This is a genomic window from Aeromicrobium sp. Leaf350 (assembly GCF_916858655.1).
GTDB lineage: Bacteria > Actinomycetota > Actinomycetes > Propionibacteriales > Nocardioidaceae > Aeromicrobium.
Genome location: NZ_CAKASL010000001.1, coordinates 578,906 through 597,190, shown reverse-complemented (window position 1 = coordinate 597,190; position 18,285 = coordinate 578,906). Strand labels below are relative to the sequence as shown.

At 72.1% G+C, this 18,285-nt stretch carries 12 protein-coding genes and 1 pseudogene; 10 read left to right on the top strand and 3 right to left on the bottom strand.

Annotation, left to right across the window (positions count from 1 at the left end):
• Positions 1-143: 143 nt before the first annotated feature.
• Positions 144-725 (bottom strand): uridine kinase, encoded by a 582-nt coding sequence (locus LO931_RS02995; RefSeq protein ID WP_229051737.1) that lies wholly within the window; start codon positions 723-725, stop codon positions 144-146.
• Between the two features lie 60 nt (positions 726-785).
• Between LO931_RS02995 and deoC the strand changes: the two genes are divergently transcribed.
• The 4 genes and pseudogenes from deoC (at position 786) to LO931_RS02980 (ending at position 6,531) form a co-directional block, all read left to right on the top strand.
• Complete coding sequence (deoC, locus tag LO931_RS02990; protein ID WP_229051736.1) at positions 786-1,505, top strand: deoxyribose-phosphate aldolase; 720 nt, start codon at positions 786-788, stop codon at positions 1,503-1,505.
• 182 nt (positions 1,506-1,687) lie between these two features.
• Positions 1,688-3,940 (top strand): bifunctional UDP-sugar hydrolase/5'-nucleotidase, encoded by a 2,253-nt coding sequence (locus LO931_RS02985; RefSeq protein WP_229051735.1) that lies wholly within the window; start codon positions 1,688-1,690, stop codon positions 3,938-3,940.
• Positions 3,937-4,257: pseudogene (locus LO931_RS17620) on the top strand (lamin tail domain-containing protein); the annotation flags it as partial. The gene LO931_RS02985 and the pseudogene LO931_RS17620, both read left to right, overlap by 4 nt.
• On the top strand, positions 4,237-6,531 hold the full coding sequence (locus LO931_RS02980; protein ID WP_370636085.1) for an ExeM/NucH family extracellular endonuclease: 2,295 nt from the start codon (positions 4,237-4,239) through the stop codon (positions 6,529-6,531). The pseudogene LO931_RS17620 and the gene LO931_RS02980, both read left to right, overlap by 21 nt.
• 57 nt (positions 6,532-6,588) lie before the next feature.
• On the opposite strand, the gene LO931_RS02975 is transcribed toward LO931_RS02980, so the two are convergent.
• Positions 6,589-8,256, bottom strand: coding sequence for a phospho-sugar mutase (locus LO931_RS02975; RefSeq protein ID WP_229051733.1), 1,668 nt, complete (start codon positions 8,254-8,256; stop codon positions 6,589-6,591).
• A gap of 2 nt (positions 8,257-8,258) precedes the next feature.
• Entirely contained in the window at positions 8,259-9,050 is a 792-nt protein-coding gene (locus LO931_RS02970; protein WP_229051732.1) for a purine-nucleoside phosphorylase, read from the bottom strand.
• An 83-nt stretch (positions 9,051-9,133) separates the two neighbouring features.
• On the opposite strand from LO931_RS02970, the gene LO931_RS02965 reads away from it, so the two are divergent.
• From LO931_RS02965 to LO931_RS02940, 6 genes are all read left to right on the top strand, one after another.
• On the top strand, positions 9,134-9,694 hold the full coding sequence (locus tag LO931_RS02965; protein ID WP_229051731.1) for a TetR/AcrR family transcriptional regulator: 561 nt from the start codon (positions 9,134-9,136) through the stop codon (positions 9,692-9,694).
• Between the two features lie 244 nt (positions 9,695-9,938).
• Positions 9,939-14,420 (top strand): HtaA domain-containing protein, encoded by a 4,482-nt coding sequence (locus LO931_RS02960; protein WP_229051730.1) that lies wholly within the window; start codon positions 9,939-9,941, stop codon positions 14,418-14,420.
• A gap of 20 nt (positions 14,421-14,440) precedes the next feature.
• Positions 14,441-15,517 (top strand): hemin ABC transporter substrate-binding protein, encoded by a 1,077-nt coding sequence (locus LO931_RS02955; RefSeq protein WP_229051729.1) that lies wholly within the window; start codon positions 14,441-14,443, stop codon positions 15,515-15,517.
• A complete protein-coding gene (locus tag LO931_RS02950) occupies positions 15,514-16,599 on the top strand; it encodes an iron ABC transporter permease (RefSeq protein WP_229051728.1) in 1,086 nt (361 codons plus the stop codon). Before LO931_RS02955 ends, LO931_RS02950 begins: the two co-directional genes overlap by 4 nt.
• On the top strand, positions 16,596-17,444 hold the full coding sequence (locus tag LO931_RS02945) for a heme ABC transporter ATP-binding protein (RefSeq protein WP_229051727.1): 849 nt from the start codon (positions 16,596-16,598) through the stop codon (positions 17,442-17,444). The genes LO931_RS02950 and LO931_RS02945 overlap by 4 nt, the downstream gene beginning before the upstream one ends.
• A complete protein-coding gene (locus tag LO931_RS02940) occupies positions 17,441-18,106 on the top strand; it encodes a heme oxygenase (biliverdin-producing) (RefSeq protein ID WP_229051726.1) in 666 nt (221 codons plus the stop codon). The genes LO931_RS02945 and LO931_RS02940 overlap by 4 nt, the downstream gene beginning before the upstream one ends.
• Positions 18,107-18,285: the final 179 nt, after the last annotated feature.

The window sequence follows — 18,285 nt, the reverse complement described above, 5'->3', positions numbered from 1 at the left end:
CCTGACCGCCCGCGGGGGACCAGCGATGATGCCTTGCGGCTGTCCCGGCCACCCGGATGCATCATCTCCGGTCAGCCTGCGGGCAGCGGGGCCCACCGCGCCTGGTCCGTGCGGCTCTTGCCTGTCGTCATCTCGCGGAGCGGTCAGCCGGCCCGCCGCCCCGCGGCCGAGAGGTCCGCGAACGCTGCTGACGGGCTGACCGGGCGGCATCCGGCGGCGACGGCGCGCGCCACGACCTGGGGGTCGGCCCGCATCAGACGCCACCCGCGCCGCACGAGCACGAGGGGCGGCTTGCGGCCCTCGAGCAGGTCGCGGCGCAGCCGCAGGGCGAAGGTGAGCAGGCGGGGGCGGGCCAGGCAGATCGCGTCGTCGAGCACACCGGCCTCTCGGCAGGCCGCCACGATGTCGGGCGCGAAGAGGCCCTCGGCGATGAACCGGCCGTCGCAGGTGACCGTGTGCGTGCCGGTGCGCCGGCTCGTCGCGATGTCGTAGACGGGCACCTCGGTCGTCCCGGTCGCGGTGAGCTCACGGATCGCCGTGAGCGCGGCCTCGGCGTCCCACGAGCCGGGGTGGTCCCAGTCGACGATGCCGAGGTCCGAGCGGGGCAGGCCGGCAGCGTCGCCGTCGCGGTAGAAGTCGTCCAGGCGCAGGACGGTCCACCCGAGGCGCTCGCCCAGGTGCGACTTCCCGGACCCGGACGGCCCGGCCACGATGACGACTCCCACGGGAGACCAGCCTAGTCGCGGCGCCCGAGGGCTCCGGGGGAGCGTCGTAGGGTGGTGGTCATGTCTGAGACCGTCCGTGCCGCGGAGATCGCCGCCCTCATCGACCACGCCATCCTCAAGCCGGAGCTGACGCGCGCGGAGGTCGACGCCGACCTGGACCTCGCGGCCCGGTACGGCATCTTCAGCGTGTGCGTGCGGCCCAGCGACGTGGCCCACGCCGTGACGCGCCTGTCCGGCAGCGGCGTCGCGGTCGGCACCGTCATCGGCTTCCCGCACGGCACGACCTCGACCCAGACCAAGGTGGCCGAGTCGCGCCAGGCCCTCGCCGACGGTGCGATCGAGCTCGACATGGTGCTCAACATCGGCCGTCTCCGCTCGGGCCTGCTCGACGACGTGCAGGCCGACATCGCCGCCGTGGTCGAGGCCGCGGGCGACCACGTCGTGAAGGTCATCCTGGAGACGGCCTACCTGACCGATGCCGAGATCGAGGCCGGCGCGAAGGCCGCGGAGCGAGCCGGTGCCGCCTTCGTCAAGACCTCCACGGGCTTCGCGGGCGGCGGAGCCACGGTGCCCCACGTGACGCTGATGCGCGCGAGCGTCGGCCCCGACGTCCAGGTCAAGGCCTCCGGCGGCGTGCGCGACCTCGACACCCTGCTCGAGATGCGGGCCCTCGGCATCACCCGCTTCGGCACGAGCGCGACCGCCACGATCCTCGACGACGCCGCGGCGCGCGAGGCCGGCGGCGCGGGCACCGGCGCGTCGGACGCCTCCTCGTACTGACCGACCGCCGGTCTGCCCGACCTCGCTCTTCACCCAATCGTCATCGGGATTTCGGTCCTGGGCGTTGACCCGAACTTCGCGGTGCGGTGTGGTGGAGGAGCACGATTTCGGGGGGAATCAGGCAGTTCGACGACCCACGACTCGGTGCGCCATGTCCCGACTCGACACGAAGGTCGTCCTCCATGTCCCGCACGCCTCGGCGCTCCCTGCGCCCACTGGCCGCCGCCCTCTCAGCCTCGCTCGGCCTCGCCCTGCTGGTCGCACCCGCGGCCTCGGCGAACGAGCCCACCGCCCCCGCAGCCGATCCCGTCACGGTGACGCTGGTCGACATCAACGACTTCCACGGCCGCATCGACGCCAACACCGTCAGCTTCGCCGGCACGGTCGAGCAGCTGCGGGCCGAGCACGGTGAGGACTCGACCCTCTTCCTCTCGGCCGGCGACAACATCGGCGCCTCGCTCTTCGCCTCCGCGACGCAGCAGGACACGCCCACGCTCGAGATCCTGAATGCGCTCGACCTCGCCGTCTCGGCGGTCGGCAACCACGAGTTCGACAAGGGCGTCGACGACCTGCTCGGCCGTGTCTCCGACACCGCCGACTTCACGCACCTGGCCGCGAACGTGCTCGGCCCCGACGGCGAGCCGATCCTGCCGGCCTCCGAGACCTTCACGGTCTCCGGACTGGACGTCGCCGTGATCGGCGTCGTCACCGAGGAGACGCCCAGCCTGGTCTCGCCGTCCGGCATCGAGGGCCTGACCTTCACCGACCCGGTCACCGCGGTCAACGAGACGGTCGCCGAGCTCGAGGCCTCGGCCGACGCGCCGGACCTGATCGTCGCGGCGTACCACGAGGGGGCCGGCGCGGGCACACCCGACGGCTCCGACCTCGCCACGGAGGTCGCGGGCGGCGGCGCCTTCGCCGACATCGTCACGAAGACCGACCCCGAGGTCGACGCGATCTTCACGGGTCACACCCATAAGCAGTACGCCTGGGACGCCCCCGTGCCCGGAGAGCCCGACCGCACGCGCCCGGTGCTCCAGACCGGCAGCTACGGCGAGTTCCTCGGTGAGATCACCCTGACGGTCGACCCGGCCACCGGCGACGTCCTGGCGCACACGGTCGAGAACGTCGCCCGCACCACGACGCCGGCCGCCGAGCTCGTCGCGACCTACCCCCGCGTCGCCGAGGTCAAGACCATCGTCGACGCGGCCCTCGCGTACGCCGCGGAGATCGGCGGCCAGGAGGTCGCGACCATCACGGGCGACATCACCACCGCCTTCGTCGGTGAGACGCGCGACGACCGCTCGAAGGAGTCGACGCTCGGCAACCTGGTCGCGGAGTCGATCCGCGCCTCGGCAGCGGAGACGCCGGCCGGCGCGGACCTCGCGATCACCAACCCCGGCGGACTGCGGGGCGAGCTCCTGTTCGCCGGCGGCGGCGCGGGCGGCGGCGACGGCGTCGTCACGTTCGCCGAGGCCAACGCCGTGCTGCCCTTCGCCAACAACCTCAGCACCGTGACCCTGACGGGTGAGTCCCTGAAGAAGGTCTTCGAGCAGCAGTGGCAGCGCGACGCGGCCGGTGCCGTTCCCTCGCGTCCGTACCTGCAGCTCGGCACGTCCGCGAACGTGAGCTACACCTTCGATCCCACGCGGGCCGAGGGCGACCGCATCACGTCCATCACCGTCAATGGTGCGCCGGTCGACCCGGCCGAGTCCTACAAGGTCGCGGTGCCGTCGTTCCTCGCCAGCGGCGGCGACAACTTCCGCGCCTTCACCGAGGGAACGGCGGTCGACACCGGCCTGCTCGACTACGAGGCCTGGATCGAGTACCTCGGCGCGCAGAGCCCCGTCGCCCCGTCCTACGCCCGGCACGCGGTGCAGGTCCAGGGCGTCCAGCCGTCGTACCCCTCCGGGAGCGACCTGGCCGTGAGCCTCTCGGCCCTCGACCTCACGTCGAAGGGCACGCCGCCCTCGACCGAGGCCACGGCGACGCTGGTCGCCGCCGACGGCACCCGTACCGACCTGGGAGCCTTCCCGGTCCAGGCGGGCGCGACGACGATCGACGCCACGCTGCCCGCCTCGGTCAGTGGCGCCGTGACCCTCGAGGTCGCGGTCGCCCCGGCCGGCACCCTGGCGCGCATCCCGCTCCAGGTCGAGGCAGCGCCCGTCACGGGCCTCCAGGTGACGAGCGAGCCGGTCCGCTGGCTGCGCCCGGCGACCTTGAAGGTCACGGACCCGGCCGGTGGCTCGTCGCTGCTCCTCGCCACGAAGGGTTCCCTCCTGGTCGGTCTGGGCGTGACGGTCAACGGCACCGGGTCGATCACGGTGCCGACGCTGTTCCTCGGCCCCGGCCAGCACCCCGTGACCGTCACGTCGATCCCGTTCTCGGGCGCCGCGCCGCAGCAGGTCGTGACGACGGTCGAGGTGACCCGATGAAGCGCCGTCTGACGTCCGTCTGCGTCGCGCTCGGCACGAGCCTCGTCGCGGGCCTGCTGGCGGCCACCCCGGTCGCGGCGGCACCGGACGGGTCCGGCCCGGTCATCAGCGAGCTCTACGTGAACGGCGGCAGCGCGAACGCGCCCTTCACGAACAAGTTCGCCGAGCTCCACAACCCGACCGACGAGCCGATCGACCTGGCCGGCTGGTCGCTGCAGTACCGCTCGGCCACGGGGACGAACGCGTTCTCGACGTACGCGCTCTCGGGCACGATCCCGGCCGGCGGCAGCTTCCTGGTGCAGGGCGGCAGCAACGCGGGCAACGGCGTGCCGCTGCCCACGGCCGACCTCGTGATCGGCGGGTTCAACCCTGCGGCGACGGGCGGCATCGTCGCCCTGGTCGACGGCACGACCGCGCTGCCGGCCACCACGCGCGGCGACGTGGTCGTCGCCGGCACGGGCCCGGCCGACCTGGTGGGCTACGGCAACGCCTCGACGTTCGAGACCCTGGCGGCGCCGGCACCCACCGCGACGAACGACCCGCGCTCGATCGTGCGCACCGACGCCGTCGACTCCGACGACAACAGCGCCGACCTGACGCTGACCTCCGAGGTCACCCCGTGCACCGCGGCGGGATGCGACGCGGAGGAGCCCGAGGAGCCGGAGGAGCCCGTCGACCCGACGGACGCCACGATCGCCGAGGTGCAGGGCGACGGCGCCGTCAGCCCGCTGGTGGGCAGCACGGTCCGCACGCAGGGCGTCGTCACGGCGGCCTACCCGACGGGCGGCCTCGACGGCGTCTACCTGCAGACGTCCGGCACGGGCGGACCCCATGACCCCGCTGCGGCCGCCTCGCACGGCATCTTCGTGTACTCCAAGGCCCTCGCGACAGAGGTCGCGGTGGGCCAGCTCGTGGAGGTGACGGGCGTCGTCAGCGAGTACTTCGGGCTGACGCAGATCACGCCCGCGGCGAGTGCCTGGCAGGTCCTGGAGGGGCCGGCCGAGGTGCAGCCGACGGCGGTCGACTTCCCGATCGACGAGACGCAGCGGGAGGCGCTCGAGGGCATGCTGGTCTCGCTCGAGGGCGACTGGACCGTCACCGACAACTACACGGCGCACTCCTTCGGCGAGATCGGCCTGGCGGCGGGCACGGAGCCCCTCGAGCAGCCGACCGACGTCGTGGCGCCGGGCAGCGCCGAGTACACGGCGCTGGTCGCCGAGAACGCGGCCCGGTCGGTGGTGCTGGACGACGGCTCGTCGGCGAACTACACCGCGGGCGCGAAGGACGTCGCCCAGCCGTGGCTCACGGCGGACAACGAGGTGCGCATCGGTGCACCGGCCGAGGTCGCCGAGCCGCTCGTGCTCGACTACCGCTTCGACACCTGGCGCGTGCAGCCCACCTCGGCGCTGACCGCGGACGGCGCCAAGCCCGTCACGTTCGGCGACACCCGTGAGGCGGCGCCCGACGACGTCGGTGGTGCCGTGAAGATCGCGAGCTTCAACGTGCTCAACTACTTCACGACCACGGGCGCCGACTTCGTCGCCTCCGGCGGACGCTGCACGTACTACGGCGACCGCACGGGCGAGCCCGTCAACGTCAACTCCTGCACGCCGAACGGCCCGCGTGGTGCCGCCGACGAGGAGGACCTGCAGCGTCAGCAGGCCAAGATCGTCAACGCGATCAACACCCTCGACGCCGACGTGGTCGGGCTCGAGGAGATCGAGAACTCCGCGGCCTTCGGGCAGGACCGCGACGCGGCCCTGGACGAGCTGGTGACCGCCCTCAACGCGGCGACCGGTGAGGACACCTGGGCGGCCGTCCCGTCGCCCGCGACGGCACCCACCACCGGTGAGGACGTCATCCGCACGGCCTTCATCCACCGCACCGACGTGGTCGAGCCGGTGGGGGAGTCCGCGATCCTGGACGACCCGGCCTTCGTGAACGCCCGGGCACCCCTCGCGCAGGCCTTCCGCCCGGCGGGCGGTGGCGAGGACTCGACGTTCCTCGTGGTCGTCAACCACTTCAAGTCGAAGGGGTCCGGATCGGGAGCGGACGCCGACACGGGCGACGGCCAGGGGGCGTCGAACTACTCGCGCGTCCTGCAGGCCACCGCGCTCGTGCAGTTCGCGGCCGACCAGCAGACGGCCGCCGGCACCGACCAGGCGTTCCTGATCGGTGACTTCAACTCCTACACGCAGGAGGACCCGTTGAAGGTCCTCGCCGACGCGGGCTACGTCAACGTCGGTGCCTCGCTCGACGCGGGCGAGACCTACGCCTTCGACGGCCAGGTGGGCTCGCTCGACCACGTCTTCGCCTCGGCGGGTGCGTTCGAGCGGGTCACGGGCGCCGACACGTGGGACGTCAACGCCGACGAGGCGGTCGCGCGCGAGTACAGCCGCTACAACCAGAACGCGACGCTGCTGTACGACGACTCGGTGTTCCGGGCCAGCGACCACGACCCGACGATCGTGGGCTACGACCCCGTCGGTTCCACGTCGCCCGAGGTGCCGCCGACGCAGCCGGACTTCCTGGCGTTCCTGTGGTGGATCTTCCTCACGTTCCTGAGCCTGTTCTGGCCCGGGATCCTGTAGCCCGAGGACCGCGGCAGGGTCGACCTGCGGTCTCTGACCCCGGCGCGTGCGCCGGGGTCAGAGACCGAGCGCGTCGGCGAGGTCGGTGCGAATGAGGTCGAGCCGCTCGGCGGCGCGGGCTCGGGCCTCCTCCAGCGAGGACGTGACGGGCTCGACGACCTCGAGGTAGCACTTGAGCTTCGGCTCGGTGCCCGACGGTCGACAGATGATCCGCGTGCCGGTGCCGAGCCCGAGTCGGATGCCGTCGGTGGGCGGCAGCCCGTGGTAGCCGTCGGTCAGGTCGTCGACCGAGGTGACCTCGAGACCGCCGAGCGACGTCGGGGGAGTTCCGCGGAGCGTCGCCATGGCGTTCGTGATGATCGTCAGGTCGTCGACACGGACCGACAGCTGACCCGTGGCGTGCACGCCGTGCTCACGGTGGAGGTCGTCGATCCGGTCGAGCAGCGTGCGGCCCTCGGAGCGCAGGTCGGCCGTCAGCGCCAGCACGGCGAGCGCCGCGGTCACACCATCCTTGTCGCGGGCGATGTGCGGAGCGACGCTGTAGCCGAGCGCCTCCTCGTACCCGTACGCGAGGTCGGGGATCTTGCCGATCCACTTGAAGCCCGTCAGCGTCTGCTGCCAGGCGCGGCCGTGGGCCGCCGCCTGACGGCCCAGCAGGTCGGAGGAGACGATCGAGGACGCGTAGGTGCCCTCGACGCCGCGGCGCAGCATCAGGTCGGCCAGCAGGGCTCCGACCTCGTCGCCGCTCAGCATCCGCCAGCCGTCAGCCCGGCCCGTCGGGACCGCGACGGCGCAGCGGTCGGCATCCGGATCGTTGGCGATGACGACGTCGGCCCCGGAGCTCGTGGCGAGGGCCAGCGCGAGGTCCATCGCGCCGGGCTCCTCCGGGTTGGGGAACGCCACGGTCGGGAAGTCAGGGTCCGGCGCGGCCTGCTCGGCGACCGGCAGCACCGGGGCGAAGCCCGCGGCCGCGACCGCGTGCTCGAGCGTGGCGAGACCGACGCCGTGGATCGGCGTGTACACCGCCGTCACCTCGCGAGGACCGGGCGGCACCGTCGCCGCGGCTGCAGCGACGTACGCCGCCGCGACCTCGGGGCCGGCGACCTCGTAGTGCTCGAACCGGGGCAGCTCGTCGACCCGGCTGACCCGGTCGATCTCCGCCGAGATGTCGGAGTCGGCAGGAGGCACGATCTGGCTCGTGTCGCCCAGGTACACCTTGTAGCCGTTGTCGCGCGGCGGGTTGTGCGACGCGGTGACCATGACGCCGGCACTGAGGCCGAGGTGCCCGATCGCGAACGCCAGCACCGGGGTGGGCAGCGGCTCGGGGAGCAGCACGGCCCGGACTCCCGCGCCGGCCAGGATCTCGGCGGTGTCGCGGGCGAACACGTCGGAGTTGTGGCGAGCGTCGTAGCCGACGACGGCCGAGGGCGATGCCTCGTGCTGGTGCAGGTAGGCCGCCAGACCTGCGGCTGCCTGCGCGACGACCACCCGGTTCATGCGCTGCGGACCGGCGCCCAGCTCGCCGCGAAGGCCGGCCGTGCCGAACTGCAGCCGGCCGGAGAAGCGCTCGGCGATCTCCGTGTCGGCGCCGGCGTCCAGCAGCCCCTGCAGCTCGGCGCGGGTCTCGGGGTCGGGGTCCTGGGCGATCCACTCGCGAGCGCGCTGGTGCAGGGCGGCGGTGTCGTGGTCGGGGGTGTCGTGGTCGGGGGTGTCGTGGTCGGCCATGGTCAGATCCGGGGGAGGACGTCGGCGAGGAGGGCACCCATGCGCGTGGCGGCCTGGCGGCCCGCCTCGAGGACCTCCTCGTGGTTGAGCGGCTCGCCGGTGGTGCCGGCCGCGTGGTTGGTGACGAGCGAGATGCCCAGGACCTCGAGCCCGGCCTCGCGCGCGGCGATGGCCTCGAGGGCCGTCGACATGCCGACCAGGTGCCCGCCGATCGCGCGGATCATGCCGATCTCGGCCGGCGTCTCGTAGTGCGGCCCGGTGACCTGGGCGTAGACGCCTTCGGCGAGCGTCGGGTCGACCTCGCGCACGAGGCCGCGCAGCCGGCGGGAGTAGACCTCGGTCAGGTCGACGAACGTGGCCCCCACCAGCGGCGAGGACGCCGTGAGGTTGATGTGGTCGCTGATCAGCACGGGCGTGCCGGGGGTCCACTCCGGGACCAGCCCGCCGCAGCCGTTCGTCAGCACGAGCGAGCGCACGCCGGCCGCCGCGGCGGTCCGCACGCCGTGCACGACCGCCTCGACGCCCTTGCCCTCGTAGAAGTGCGTGCGTCCGAGGAAGACCAGCACGCGGCGGTCGCCCACCCGCAGCGAGCGCACCGTGCCGCCGTGGCCCGCCACGGCGGGGGCGCTGAAACCGGGAAGATCCGCGAGCGAGATCTCGTGGTCCGGCTGCCCGAGGGCGTCGGCCGCGGGCATCCACCCCGATCCCATGACCAGGGCGACGTCGTGGTCGCCTCCTCCGGTGCGCTTGCGCAGCTCGTCAGCCGCGCTCTGGGCGTGCTCGTAGGGGTTCACCGACCCACCGTACGACAGCGGCGCGCCTGCGTGCGGCCGTCGGATCACGCGCGTCGGGGGCATCCGTCCCGTATTCTGGACCGATGCCGAAGATCGTGGGCGACACCCTCGCCGACCACCGCGCGCTGGTGCGATCCCACGTCTTCGAAGCCTTCATCTCGCTCATGGAGGAGCGGGGCTACGCCGCCATCACGCTGAGCGACATCGCGGCGCGCGCCGGGGTCGGACGCACCGCGCTCTACAACCACTTCCGCGACAAGGAGTCGGTCGTCGTCGAGCTCGCGCTGCACGAGACCACGGCCTACGTCACGTCCGCCCGCGCCGCCGTGCTCGGCTCGACGGGACCGACGGACGCCCTGCGCACGTACGTCCGCCACCACATCGAGCGTCAGGGCGACCTGCACTTCGGTTTCGGACCCGATCTCCTGGGGCTGCTCTCGCCGGCGGCTCTCGCCCAGATGCGCGAGCACGTGGTCGAGGTCGAGGCCGTGCTGCTGGAGATCCTGCAGGAGGGCATGGGATCGGGTGCGTTCCGCGTCGACGACCTGCGCACGACGGTGACGCTGGTCAACGCGTGCCTGCAGCCGCGGCGGATCGACGCGGAGTCCGTCGCGGACTTCGTCGTGCGCGCCGTCGCCGCCTGACCCTCCGCGGCACCCCGTCGACCGCTCTTCGGTCGCCCCGTCGAGTGCCCCGTCGAGTGCCCCTTCGACGGCCCCATCGACGGCACTGTGACGCGGTCGGTGGCGCGAGCCTGGCCGACCCCCTTTCACGACGCGCTGTCAGCACGCTATGGTTCTTAGGCCAGCCTCACCTCGTTGAGGGTTGGCTGCCCTGTGCTGCTGATTCCGGCCGCGGTTCGCCCGCGGTCTGCTCGAAAGGTCTCGCATGACTGCCGCATCCCCCGTGCGCCGTGTGCTCTCGGTCGTCCTCGCTCTCGCGGTCGCTCTCGTCGGCTCCTTGACGATGAACGTGCCGTCCGCCGACGCCGCGTCCACGGCGACGATCACGACGTCCATCACGAAGCAGGACCCCGACGGCCTCCAGGTCGCGGTCGACGGCTCCGGGTTCGACCTGGCGGCGCCGGGTGTGTACGTGTCGATCGGCGAGACGGGCACGACGGACTCGCAGAACCCGAGCGCCTACCTGACCACGGCGTTCGTCCCGAACACCGCGATGGGGGAGAACGGCACGTTCGCTCGCACGCTGACGCTCACGTCGGCGCAGGTCGCGGCCCTCGATCGCACGAAGTCGTACTCGGTCATCACGATCAAGGCGCACGGCACGCCGGACCCGGGTGCCACGCAGACCACGGACACCCCGCTCGTGCTCGACTTCTCGAAGCTGCAGCCGACGGCTCCCGAGCAGCCGGAGGAGCCGGTCGACCCCGAGGAGCCGCCGGCACCGTCGACGCCTGCGGTGTCGGTGTCGAAGACGTCGGTGCCGTCGTCGGGCAAGACGACGGTGACGGTGACGGGTTCTGGTTTTGATCCGTCGTTGGCGACGGGCACGCGTCCGCCGTTCGCTGGTCAGCCCGGTGGCGCGTACGTGGTCTTCGGCAAGTTCGCTGACGTGTGGAAGCCGTCGGCTGGTGCGGCCTCGGCCTCGCGCAAGGTCGTGGACCAGAAGTGGGCGGTTCCGGCGGGTCAGTACGAGACGTTGGGTGCGCAGGGTGTCGAGCTGAAGGCGGACGGGTCGTTCTCGACCACGCTGGTGCTGGACAAGGCTGCTGCTGACGCGGTCTCGGCGACGGGCAGCTACGGCATCTACACCTATGGCGGCAGCGGTGCCTCGGTCGCGGCCTACGAGACCGCCACCCCCGTCGCGTTCACGACGCCTGCGGTGTCGGTGTCGAAGACGTCGGTGCCGTCGTCGGGCAAGACGACGGTGACGGTGACGGGTTCTGGTTTTGATCCGTCGTTGGCGACGGGCACGCGTCCGCCGTTCGCTGGTCAGCCCGGTGGCGCGTACGTGGTCTTCGGCAAGTTCGCTGACGTGTGGAAGCCGTCGGCTGGTGCGGCCTCGGCCTCGCGCAAGGTCGTGGACCAGAAGTGGGCGGTTCCGGCGGGTCAGTACGAGACGTTGGGTGCGCAGGGTGTCGAGCTGAAGGCGGACGGGTCGTTCTCGACCACGCTGGTGCTGGACAAGGCTGCTGCTGACGCGGTCTCGGCGACGGGCAGCTACGGCATCTACACCTATGGCGGCAGCGGTGCCTCGGTCGCCGCCTACGAGACCGCCACCCCCGTGACGTTCGAGCCCCCGATCATCGTCCCGTCCGACCCGGAGGTGACGGCCACGATCACGAAGCAGGGTGTCGACGGCCTGGACGTGACGGTCGAGGGCTCCGGCTTCGACGTGGTGTTCCCGGGTGTGTACGTGTCGATCGGCGAGACCGGAACGACGGACTCGCAGAATCCGAGCGCCTACCTGACCACGGCGTTCGTCTCGAACACGGCGATGGGTGCGGGCGGCACGTTCACGCGCACGCTCTCCTTGACGCCCGAGCAGGTCGCGGCGCTGGATCCCGCGACGTCGTACTCGGTCATCACGATCAAGGCGCACGGCATGCCCGATCCGGGTGCCACGCAGACGACCGACACGGTCCTGGACCTGGACTTCGACCTGCTGCAGCCGCCGCCGGCTCCCTCGGTGACGTCGACCATCACGGCGCAGTCGGCCGACGGTCTGTCGGTCGACGTGGCCGGCACCGGCTTCAGCGGTGCCTCGCCGGGTCTGTACGTCTCGTTGGCCCTGGAGGGCACGACGTCGGCCGTGGATGCGTCGCAGTACCTGGGCACGAAGTTCCTGCCGCCGGTCCTCATCGTGAACGGTTCGTTCTCGACGACGATCACGCTGACGAAGGACCAGGTCGCGGCGCTGGACCCGACCAAGCAGTACGTGGTCCACACGATGAAGGCCCACGGCCAGGCAGCGACGGATCCCTCGCAGACGACCGCGACGCCGATCGCGCTGGACTTCAGCAAGCTGCAGCCGGCTCCCGAGCCGACCGGCCCGTCGGTGACCTCGACGATCACGGCGCAGTCGGCCGACGGGCTGAGCGTCGACGTGGTCGGCTCCGGCTTCGACGTGGTGTTCCCGGGTGTGTACGTGTCGATCGGTGAGACCGGCACGACCAACTCGCAGGACGCCGGCGCGTACCTCACGACGGCCTTCGTCTCGAACACGGCGATGGGCGCGGGCGGCACGTTCACGCGCACGCTGACCCTCACCCCGGCGCAGGTCGCGGGTCTCGATCCCACGAAGTCGTACTCGGTCATCACGATCAAGGCGCACGGCATGCCTGATCCGGGTGCCACGCAGACGACCGACACGGTCCTGGACCTGAACTTCGACCTGCTCCAGCCCGCGCCGGAGCCGACCGGCCCGACCGTCACCCCGACGATCACCGCCCAGTCGTCCGACGGTCTGTCGGTCGACGTGGTCGGCACCGGCTTCAGCGGCGCCTCGCCGGGTCTGTACGTCTCGCTGGCCCTGGCGGGCACGACCTCCGCGGTCGACGCCTCGCAGTACCTGGGCACGAAGTTCCTGACCCCGATGGTGATCGTGAACGGCTCGTTCTCGACCACGATCACGCTGACGAAGGACCAGGTCGCGGCGCTCGACCCGACCAAGCAGTACGTGGTCCACACGATGAAGGCCCACGGCCAGGCGGCGGCCGATCCGTCGCAGACGACCGCGACGCCGATCGCGCTGGACTTCAGCAAGCTGCAGCCGGGCGGCGTGGTCGTCCCGCCGGTCACGCCTCCGGTGACGCCGCCGGTCACGCCTCCGGTGACCCCGCCCGTCTCGGCCAGCGCCGGGTACCTGCAGTGGGGCATCAGCTCTCCGTTCGCGCGGTACGTGACCGGCACCATCGCCAACGGGTCGGTCGCGGTCAGCGCCGGTGCGTCGGGCGGCGTCGGATCCTTCCGCTTCGCCCAGACCGCCTCCACGGCGGACGCGGCGGGCGTGGGTGGCACGTCGTACGCCGGCCGGGTGGCCTTCTCGGGCCACTCCGGAGCGCTGGCCGTCACGGTGAGCGACCCGATCGTCACGGTCGAGTCCGCCTCGCGGGGCACCGTGTCGGTCGTCGTCAACGGTGGCTCGCGGGTCACGGTCGCGACGCTCGACCTCTCCCGCGCCCAGCGCACCTCGGCCGACGGCGTCACGACGTTCGCGGGCGCTCCGGCGACGTGGACGGCTGCCGGCTCGGCGGCACTGTTCGGCGACTTCGCCGCCACGCCGAACTACCGGGCGGGCGACGCGGCCGACGCGGTCACCTTCGCGATCGGCTCCAACGTGGCGCCCGGCTCGTTCGCTCCGGCGCGCACCGTCGCGGCGTCCACCAAGGCTCCCGCCTTCGTCCCGCCGGCCACCCCGCCGGCGACCACCGGCATCACGGTGGTGGGTGACGTGGACCTGGAGAACGTGACGCCCGGCCAGGCGCTCACCTTCGAGGCGGACGGCTTCCAGGCGAACGAGGACGGCATCAAGGTCGTCGTGTACTCCGACCCGATCGTCCTCGACGAGGACGTGTCGGCCGACGCCTCGGGCGCCGTGACCTGGACGGGCACGATCCCGACGAGCCTGGAGCCCGGTCGGCACACGCTGACCTTCCAGGGGTCGGTCGACCGAGGCATCGAGTTCACCGTGGTCGCCCCGGCGGAGATCGGTGGCTGTGAGGTCACCGATGCCGCGGCCACCTGGGGACTGAAGGAATCCTTCCGCTCCTACGTGTCCGGCACGATCGCGAACGGCGACTGGACCACCAGCGGCAACGTCTCGTACACGACGCCGGAGTTCGACTTCGCCTCCGGCACCGGTGCCTTCGACGCCGAGGCCTTCACCGGTCAGGTCGACTTCACGGGCACGATGGACTTCACGGGCCACAGCGGTGCCCTGGCGGTGACATTCGCCGATCCGTCGATCCGCGTCGTCGACGAGGACACGGCGCTCCTGGTGGTCGACGTGACCGCCGCGGACCGCGCGGCTGCCGAGGCGGGCGACACGACGGCGACGACGACGCAGGACGTGTCCTTCGCCGAGCTCGACCTGTCGGCCGTGCCGCTGCAGGAGAGCGACGGTGCCTGGTCGGCGACGGACGTCCCGACGACGCTGACGGCCGAAGGCCACGCGGTCTTCTCGACCTACGAGGCCGGCACGGAGCTCGACCCGATCGACGTCTCGTTCTCGACCGGCACCGACTGCGCCCCGGAGGACGAGGTCGCCGCAGCCGGCGACACGACGTCCTCGGCCGTCGGCGGCGACGACTCCGGCACCACGTGGTGGCCGTGGGCCCTCGGCGGGGCGGTGCTGGTGGCCCTCGCCGCCGGTGGCGGCATCGCGATCGGGAGGCGACAGAGCGCGTGAAGCAGCACCTACGAGGCGTCGTGGCGACGCTCGCGATCGTCCTGGTCGCGAGCTGCGCCGCGGCGCCCGGGGCATCCACCGACGACGGTTCCCCGGCCGACGACACCCCCCTCAGCGAGCTGGAGGTGCTGGACGATCCCCAGGCGTACGAGGGCCCCAGCACGGCTCGTCTCGTCGACCGTGACATCGATCCGGTCGAGGAGGACCCGGCCCAGTCCCTGCCGGCCACCGTGGTCTCGCACGACCGCGCCGGCGAGGTCGACGTCGTGGTCGACGACACCTCGCGCATCATCGCGCTCGACCTGGCCGGGTCGGTCGCGGCCACGGTGTGGGGTCTCGGGTTCGGTGACTCCCTGGTCGGGCGCGACGGCTCCACGACCTTCCCCGGCGCCGAGGACCTGCCGGTGGTGACCGAGAACGGCCACTCGATCAACGCCGAGTCCGTGCTGGCCCTCGAGCCGACGCTGGTGATCACCGACGGGTCGGTCGGCCCGCGCGACGTGATCGAGCAGCTCCGCAGCGCAGGGGTGACCGTCGTCTTCCTCGACAAGACGTCGTCGTTCGACGGGGCGTCGGAGATGGCACGTCAGGTCGCGGCGGCGCTCGGCGCACCAGCGGCCGGCGAGGCGCTGGCGCAGCAGATCGAGTCCGAGGTCGCCACCACGGCCAGTGAGATCGCGGCCTTCGCGCCGCAGGGAGACGGCCGCCTCCGCATGGTGTTCCTCTACCTGCGCGGATCGGCAGGCGTGTACTACATCTTCGGCCGCGAGTCCGGTGCGAGCGACCTGATCGAGGGGCTCGGGGGAGTCGACGTCGCGAGCGAGCTGGGCTGGAACGACATGCAGCCCCTGACGGACGAGGCCATCGTCGCGGCGGACCCCGACCTCATCCTGGTGATGACGGGCGGCATCGAGTCGACGGGCGGCGTCGACGGCCTCCTGGAGGACAGGCCCGCGATCGCGCTGACGCAGGCGGGCGAGAAGCGACGGTTCGTCGACATGGCCGACGGCGACATCCTGTCGTTCGGCCCTCGGTCGTCCGACGTGCTGGCAGCACTGGCCCGCGCGGTGTACGCGCCGCAGAAACCGGCATCATGACCGCTGTGGTGGATGCTGCCGTCGAGACCCGTCCCGAGACCTCCCGCCGAGGTCGCGGGACGGTGCTGCTCGTCTCCCTGACGATCCTGCTCGTGGTCGGCGTGGTCATGTCCGCCACGATCGGACAGCTGCCGGTCACTCGCGGCGAGGTGCTGGGGTCGCTGCTGCGACACCTCGGCATCTCGACCGACTGGGCCCCGCCCTCCGGCGAGCTGGTCGACCGCACCCTCGACCACATCCGCTACCCGCGGGTCGTCATGAGCGTGCTCGTCGGTGCTGCCCTCGCCGTGAGCGGCGCCGTCATGCAGGCCATCTTCGGCAACCCCCTCGCCGAGCCCGGCGTGGTCGGCGTCTCCTCGGGGGCGGCGCTCGGGGCCTCGATCGCCATCGCGCTCGGTCTGACCTTCGGGGAGAGCTGGTCGGTCGCCGCGCTCGCATTCGTCGGCGCGTTCCTGTCCACGATGCTCGTGTACGTCACCGCCCGCTCGGCCGGTCGGACGGAGGTCGTGACGCTGCTGCTCACCGGCATCGCGGTCAACGCCATCGCGGGCGCCGGCCTCGCACTGGTGATGTTCATCGGCGACACCGCGGCCCGCGAGCAGATCGTGTTCTGGCAGCTCGGATCGCTGAACGGCTCGCTGTGGTCCGAGGTGCTCGTCGTGCTGGTCGTCGCCGTGCCCACCACGGCCATCGCGATCGCTCTCGCCGGCCGGTACGACCTCCTGGCGTTGGGGGAGCGGACCGCCGGGCACCTCGGTGTGCGCGTCGAGGCCCTCCGGCTCGTCTCCATCGTGCTGGTGACGCTCCTGGCGGCCGTCGCGGTCGCGTTCGCCGGCATCATCGCGTTCGTGGGCCTGGTGGTGCCGCACCTCGTGCGCATCCTGGTGGGCCCCGCGCACCGGCTGCTCCTGGTCGCGAGCGCGCTGGGTGGGGCGGTGCTGCTCGTGTGGGCCGACCTCCTGGCCCGCACCGTCGTCGTCGGCGCCGACCTCCCCATCGGCCTCCTGACCGCGCTCGTCGGCGGCCCGTTCTTCTTCTGGTTGATCCGTCGCGCGCGCCAGCGATCCGGAGGCTGGGCATGACCGCGGCGTGTGCCGTGCGCGAGGTCACGTGCGTCCGCGGCGGCCGCCCCGTGCTCACGAAAGTCACGCTCGACGTCCGCTCCGGCGAGGTGCTGGCACTCGTCGGGCCGAACGGCGCCGGGAAGTCCTCCCTGCTCGGGGTCCTGGCGGGCGACCTGTCGGTCGCGGCGGGCGACGTGGAGCTCGACGGCCGACCGATCGGGTCCTGGGTGCCGCGCGAGCTGGCTCGGCAGCGGTCGGTCCTGCTCCAGGCGAACGACGTGAGCTTCCCGTTCCGGGCGGCCGAGGTCATCGAGATGGGCCGCAGCCCGTGGGCGGGCGCCTCCGGCTTCGCCGACGACGAGCAGGCCCTCAGCGCCGCCATCGACCGGGCCGACGTGGCACATCTGCTGGACCGTCCCTACACCGCCCTGTCCGGCGGCGAGCGTGCTCGTGTCTCGCTGGCGCGCGTGCTGGCGCAGGACACGCCGGTCGTGCTGCTCGACGAGCCCACCGCGGCGCTCGACCTCCGCCACCAGGAGGAGGTCATGGCCGTCGCGCGGCGTCTCGCCCGCGCCGGCAAGGCCGTCGTCGTGGTCCTGCACGACCTGAGCGTCGCTGCCGCGTGGGCCGACCGGGTCGCGATCATCGACGCGGGGCGACTGGTCGCCTGCGGTCCGCCGGCCGACGTGTTGACCGCCGAGCGCATCCTCGCGGTGTACGGCATCGCCGTGCACGTCGTGCCGACCCCCGACGGCCACGTCTCCGTGGTTCCCCGCCGCACTGAATTTTCTGACAACGTGTCGCATCAAGGTGACGAAGCGTCATATACTCACGAGCAGGACCGAGGAAGGGACCTCCCATGACGATCGTCTCGTCGCCCGTGCAGCCGCTGACCCCCGTGGGGCTGTCGGCACTGCTCCGCGAGGGCTCGACCTCCGAGCACCAGGCCGCCGAGGGCTCGTCCTTCATGGGCGAGCTGCTGGCCGGTCGGGTCTCGCGTGAGGGCTACGCCGTCTACCTGTCCTGCCTGCGCCGCGTGTACGCCGCGCTCGAGGGCACCGCGGCCACCCTGGTGGCCGACCCGGTCGCCTCCGCCGTGATCGACCCGAGCCTGGAGCGTCTCGCCGCGATCGACGCCGACCTGGAGTTCTGGGGCGGCTTCGTCGAGCACGCCAGCCCGGCCACCGACGCCTACGTCTCGCGCATCCAGCAGACCGCGGGCGACGGCGCCGCCTTCGTGGCCCACCACTACACGCGCTACCTCGGCGACCTCTCGGGCGGGCAGGCCATCGGCCGCCTCCTGGCGCGTCAGTTCGAGCTCGACGGCGCGGGGGTGGCGTTCTACGCCTTTCCCGAGATCCCCAAGCCGAAGCCGTACAAGGACGCCTACCGCGAGCGCCTCGACGCGCTGCCCCTCGACCCCGGCCAGCAGCAAGCGGTGCTGGCCGAGGTCAAGACCGTCTTCGGCCTCAACGGCGCCCTGTTCGCCGAGCTGACGCAGCAGCTGCCCGCCTGGCAGCACTGAGACGGTCCGGTCGGCAGGACTTCGGTCGTCCTGACCAGGACTGAGGCGTTCCGGTACCCAGGACAGCCCGAACGCATCAGCGCTCGCCCGCCCCGCCGGGTGGTCCGTGGCCGCTTGTTGGTGTCACGCGCGCGGTCAGGCGACTGGCGGTCTCGAGGCTCGTCGCCGGGGCTCCTCGC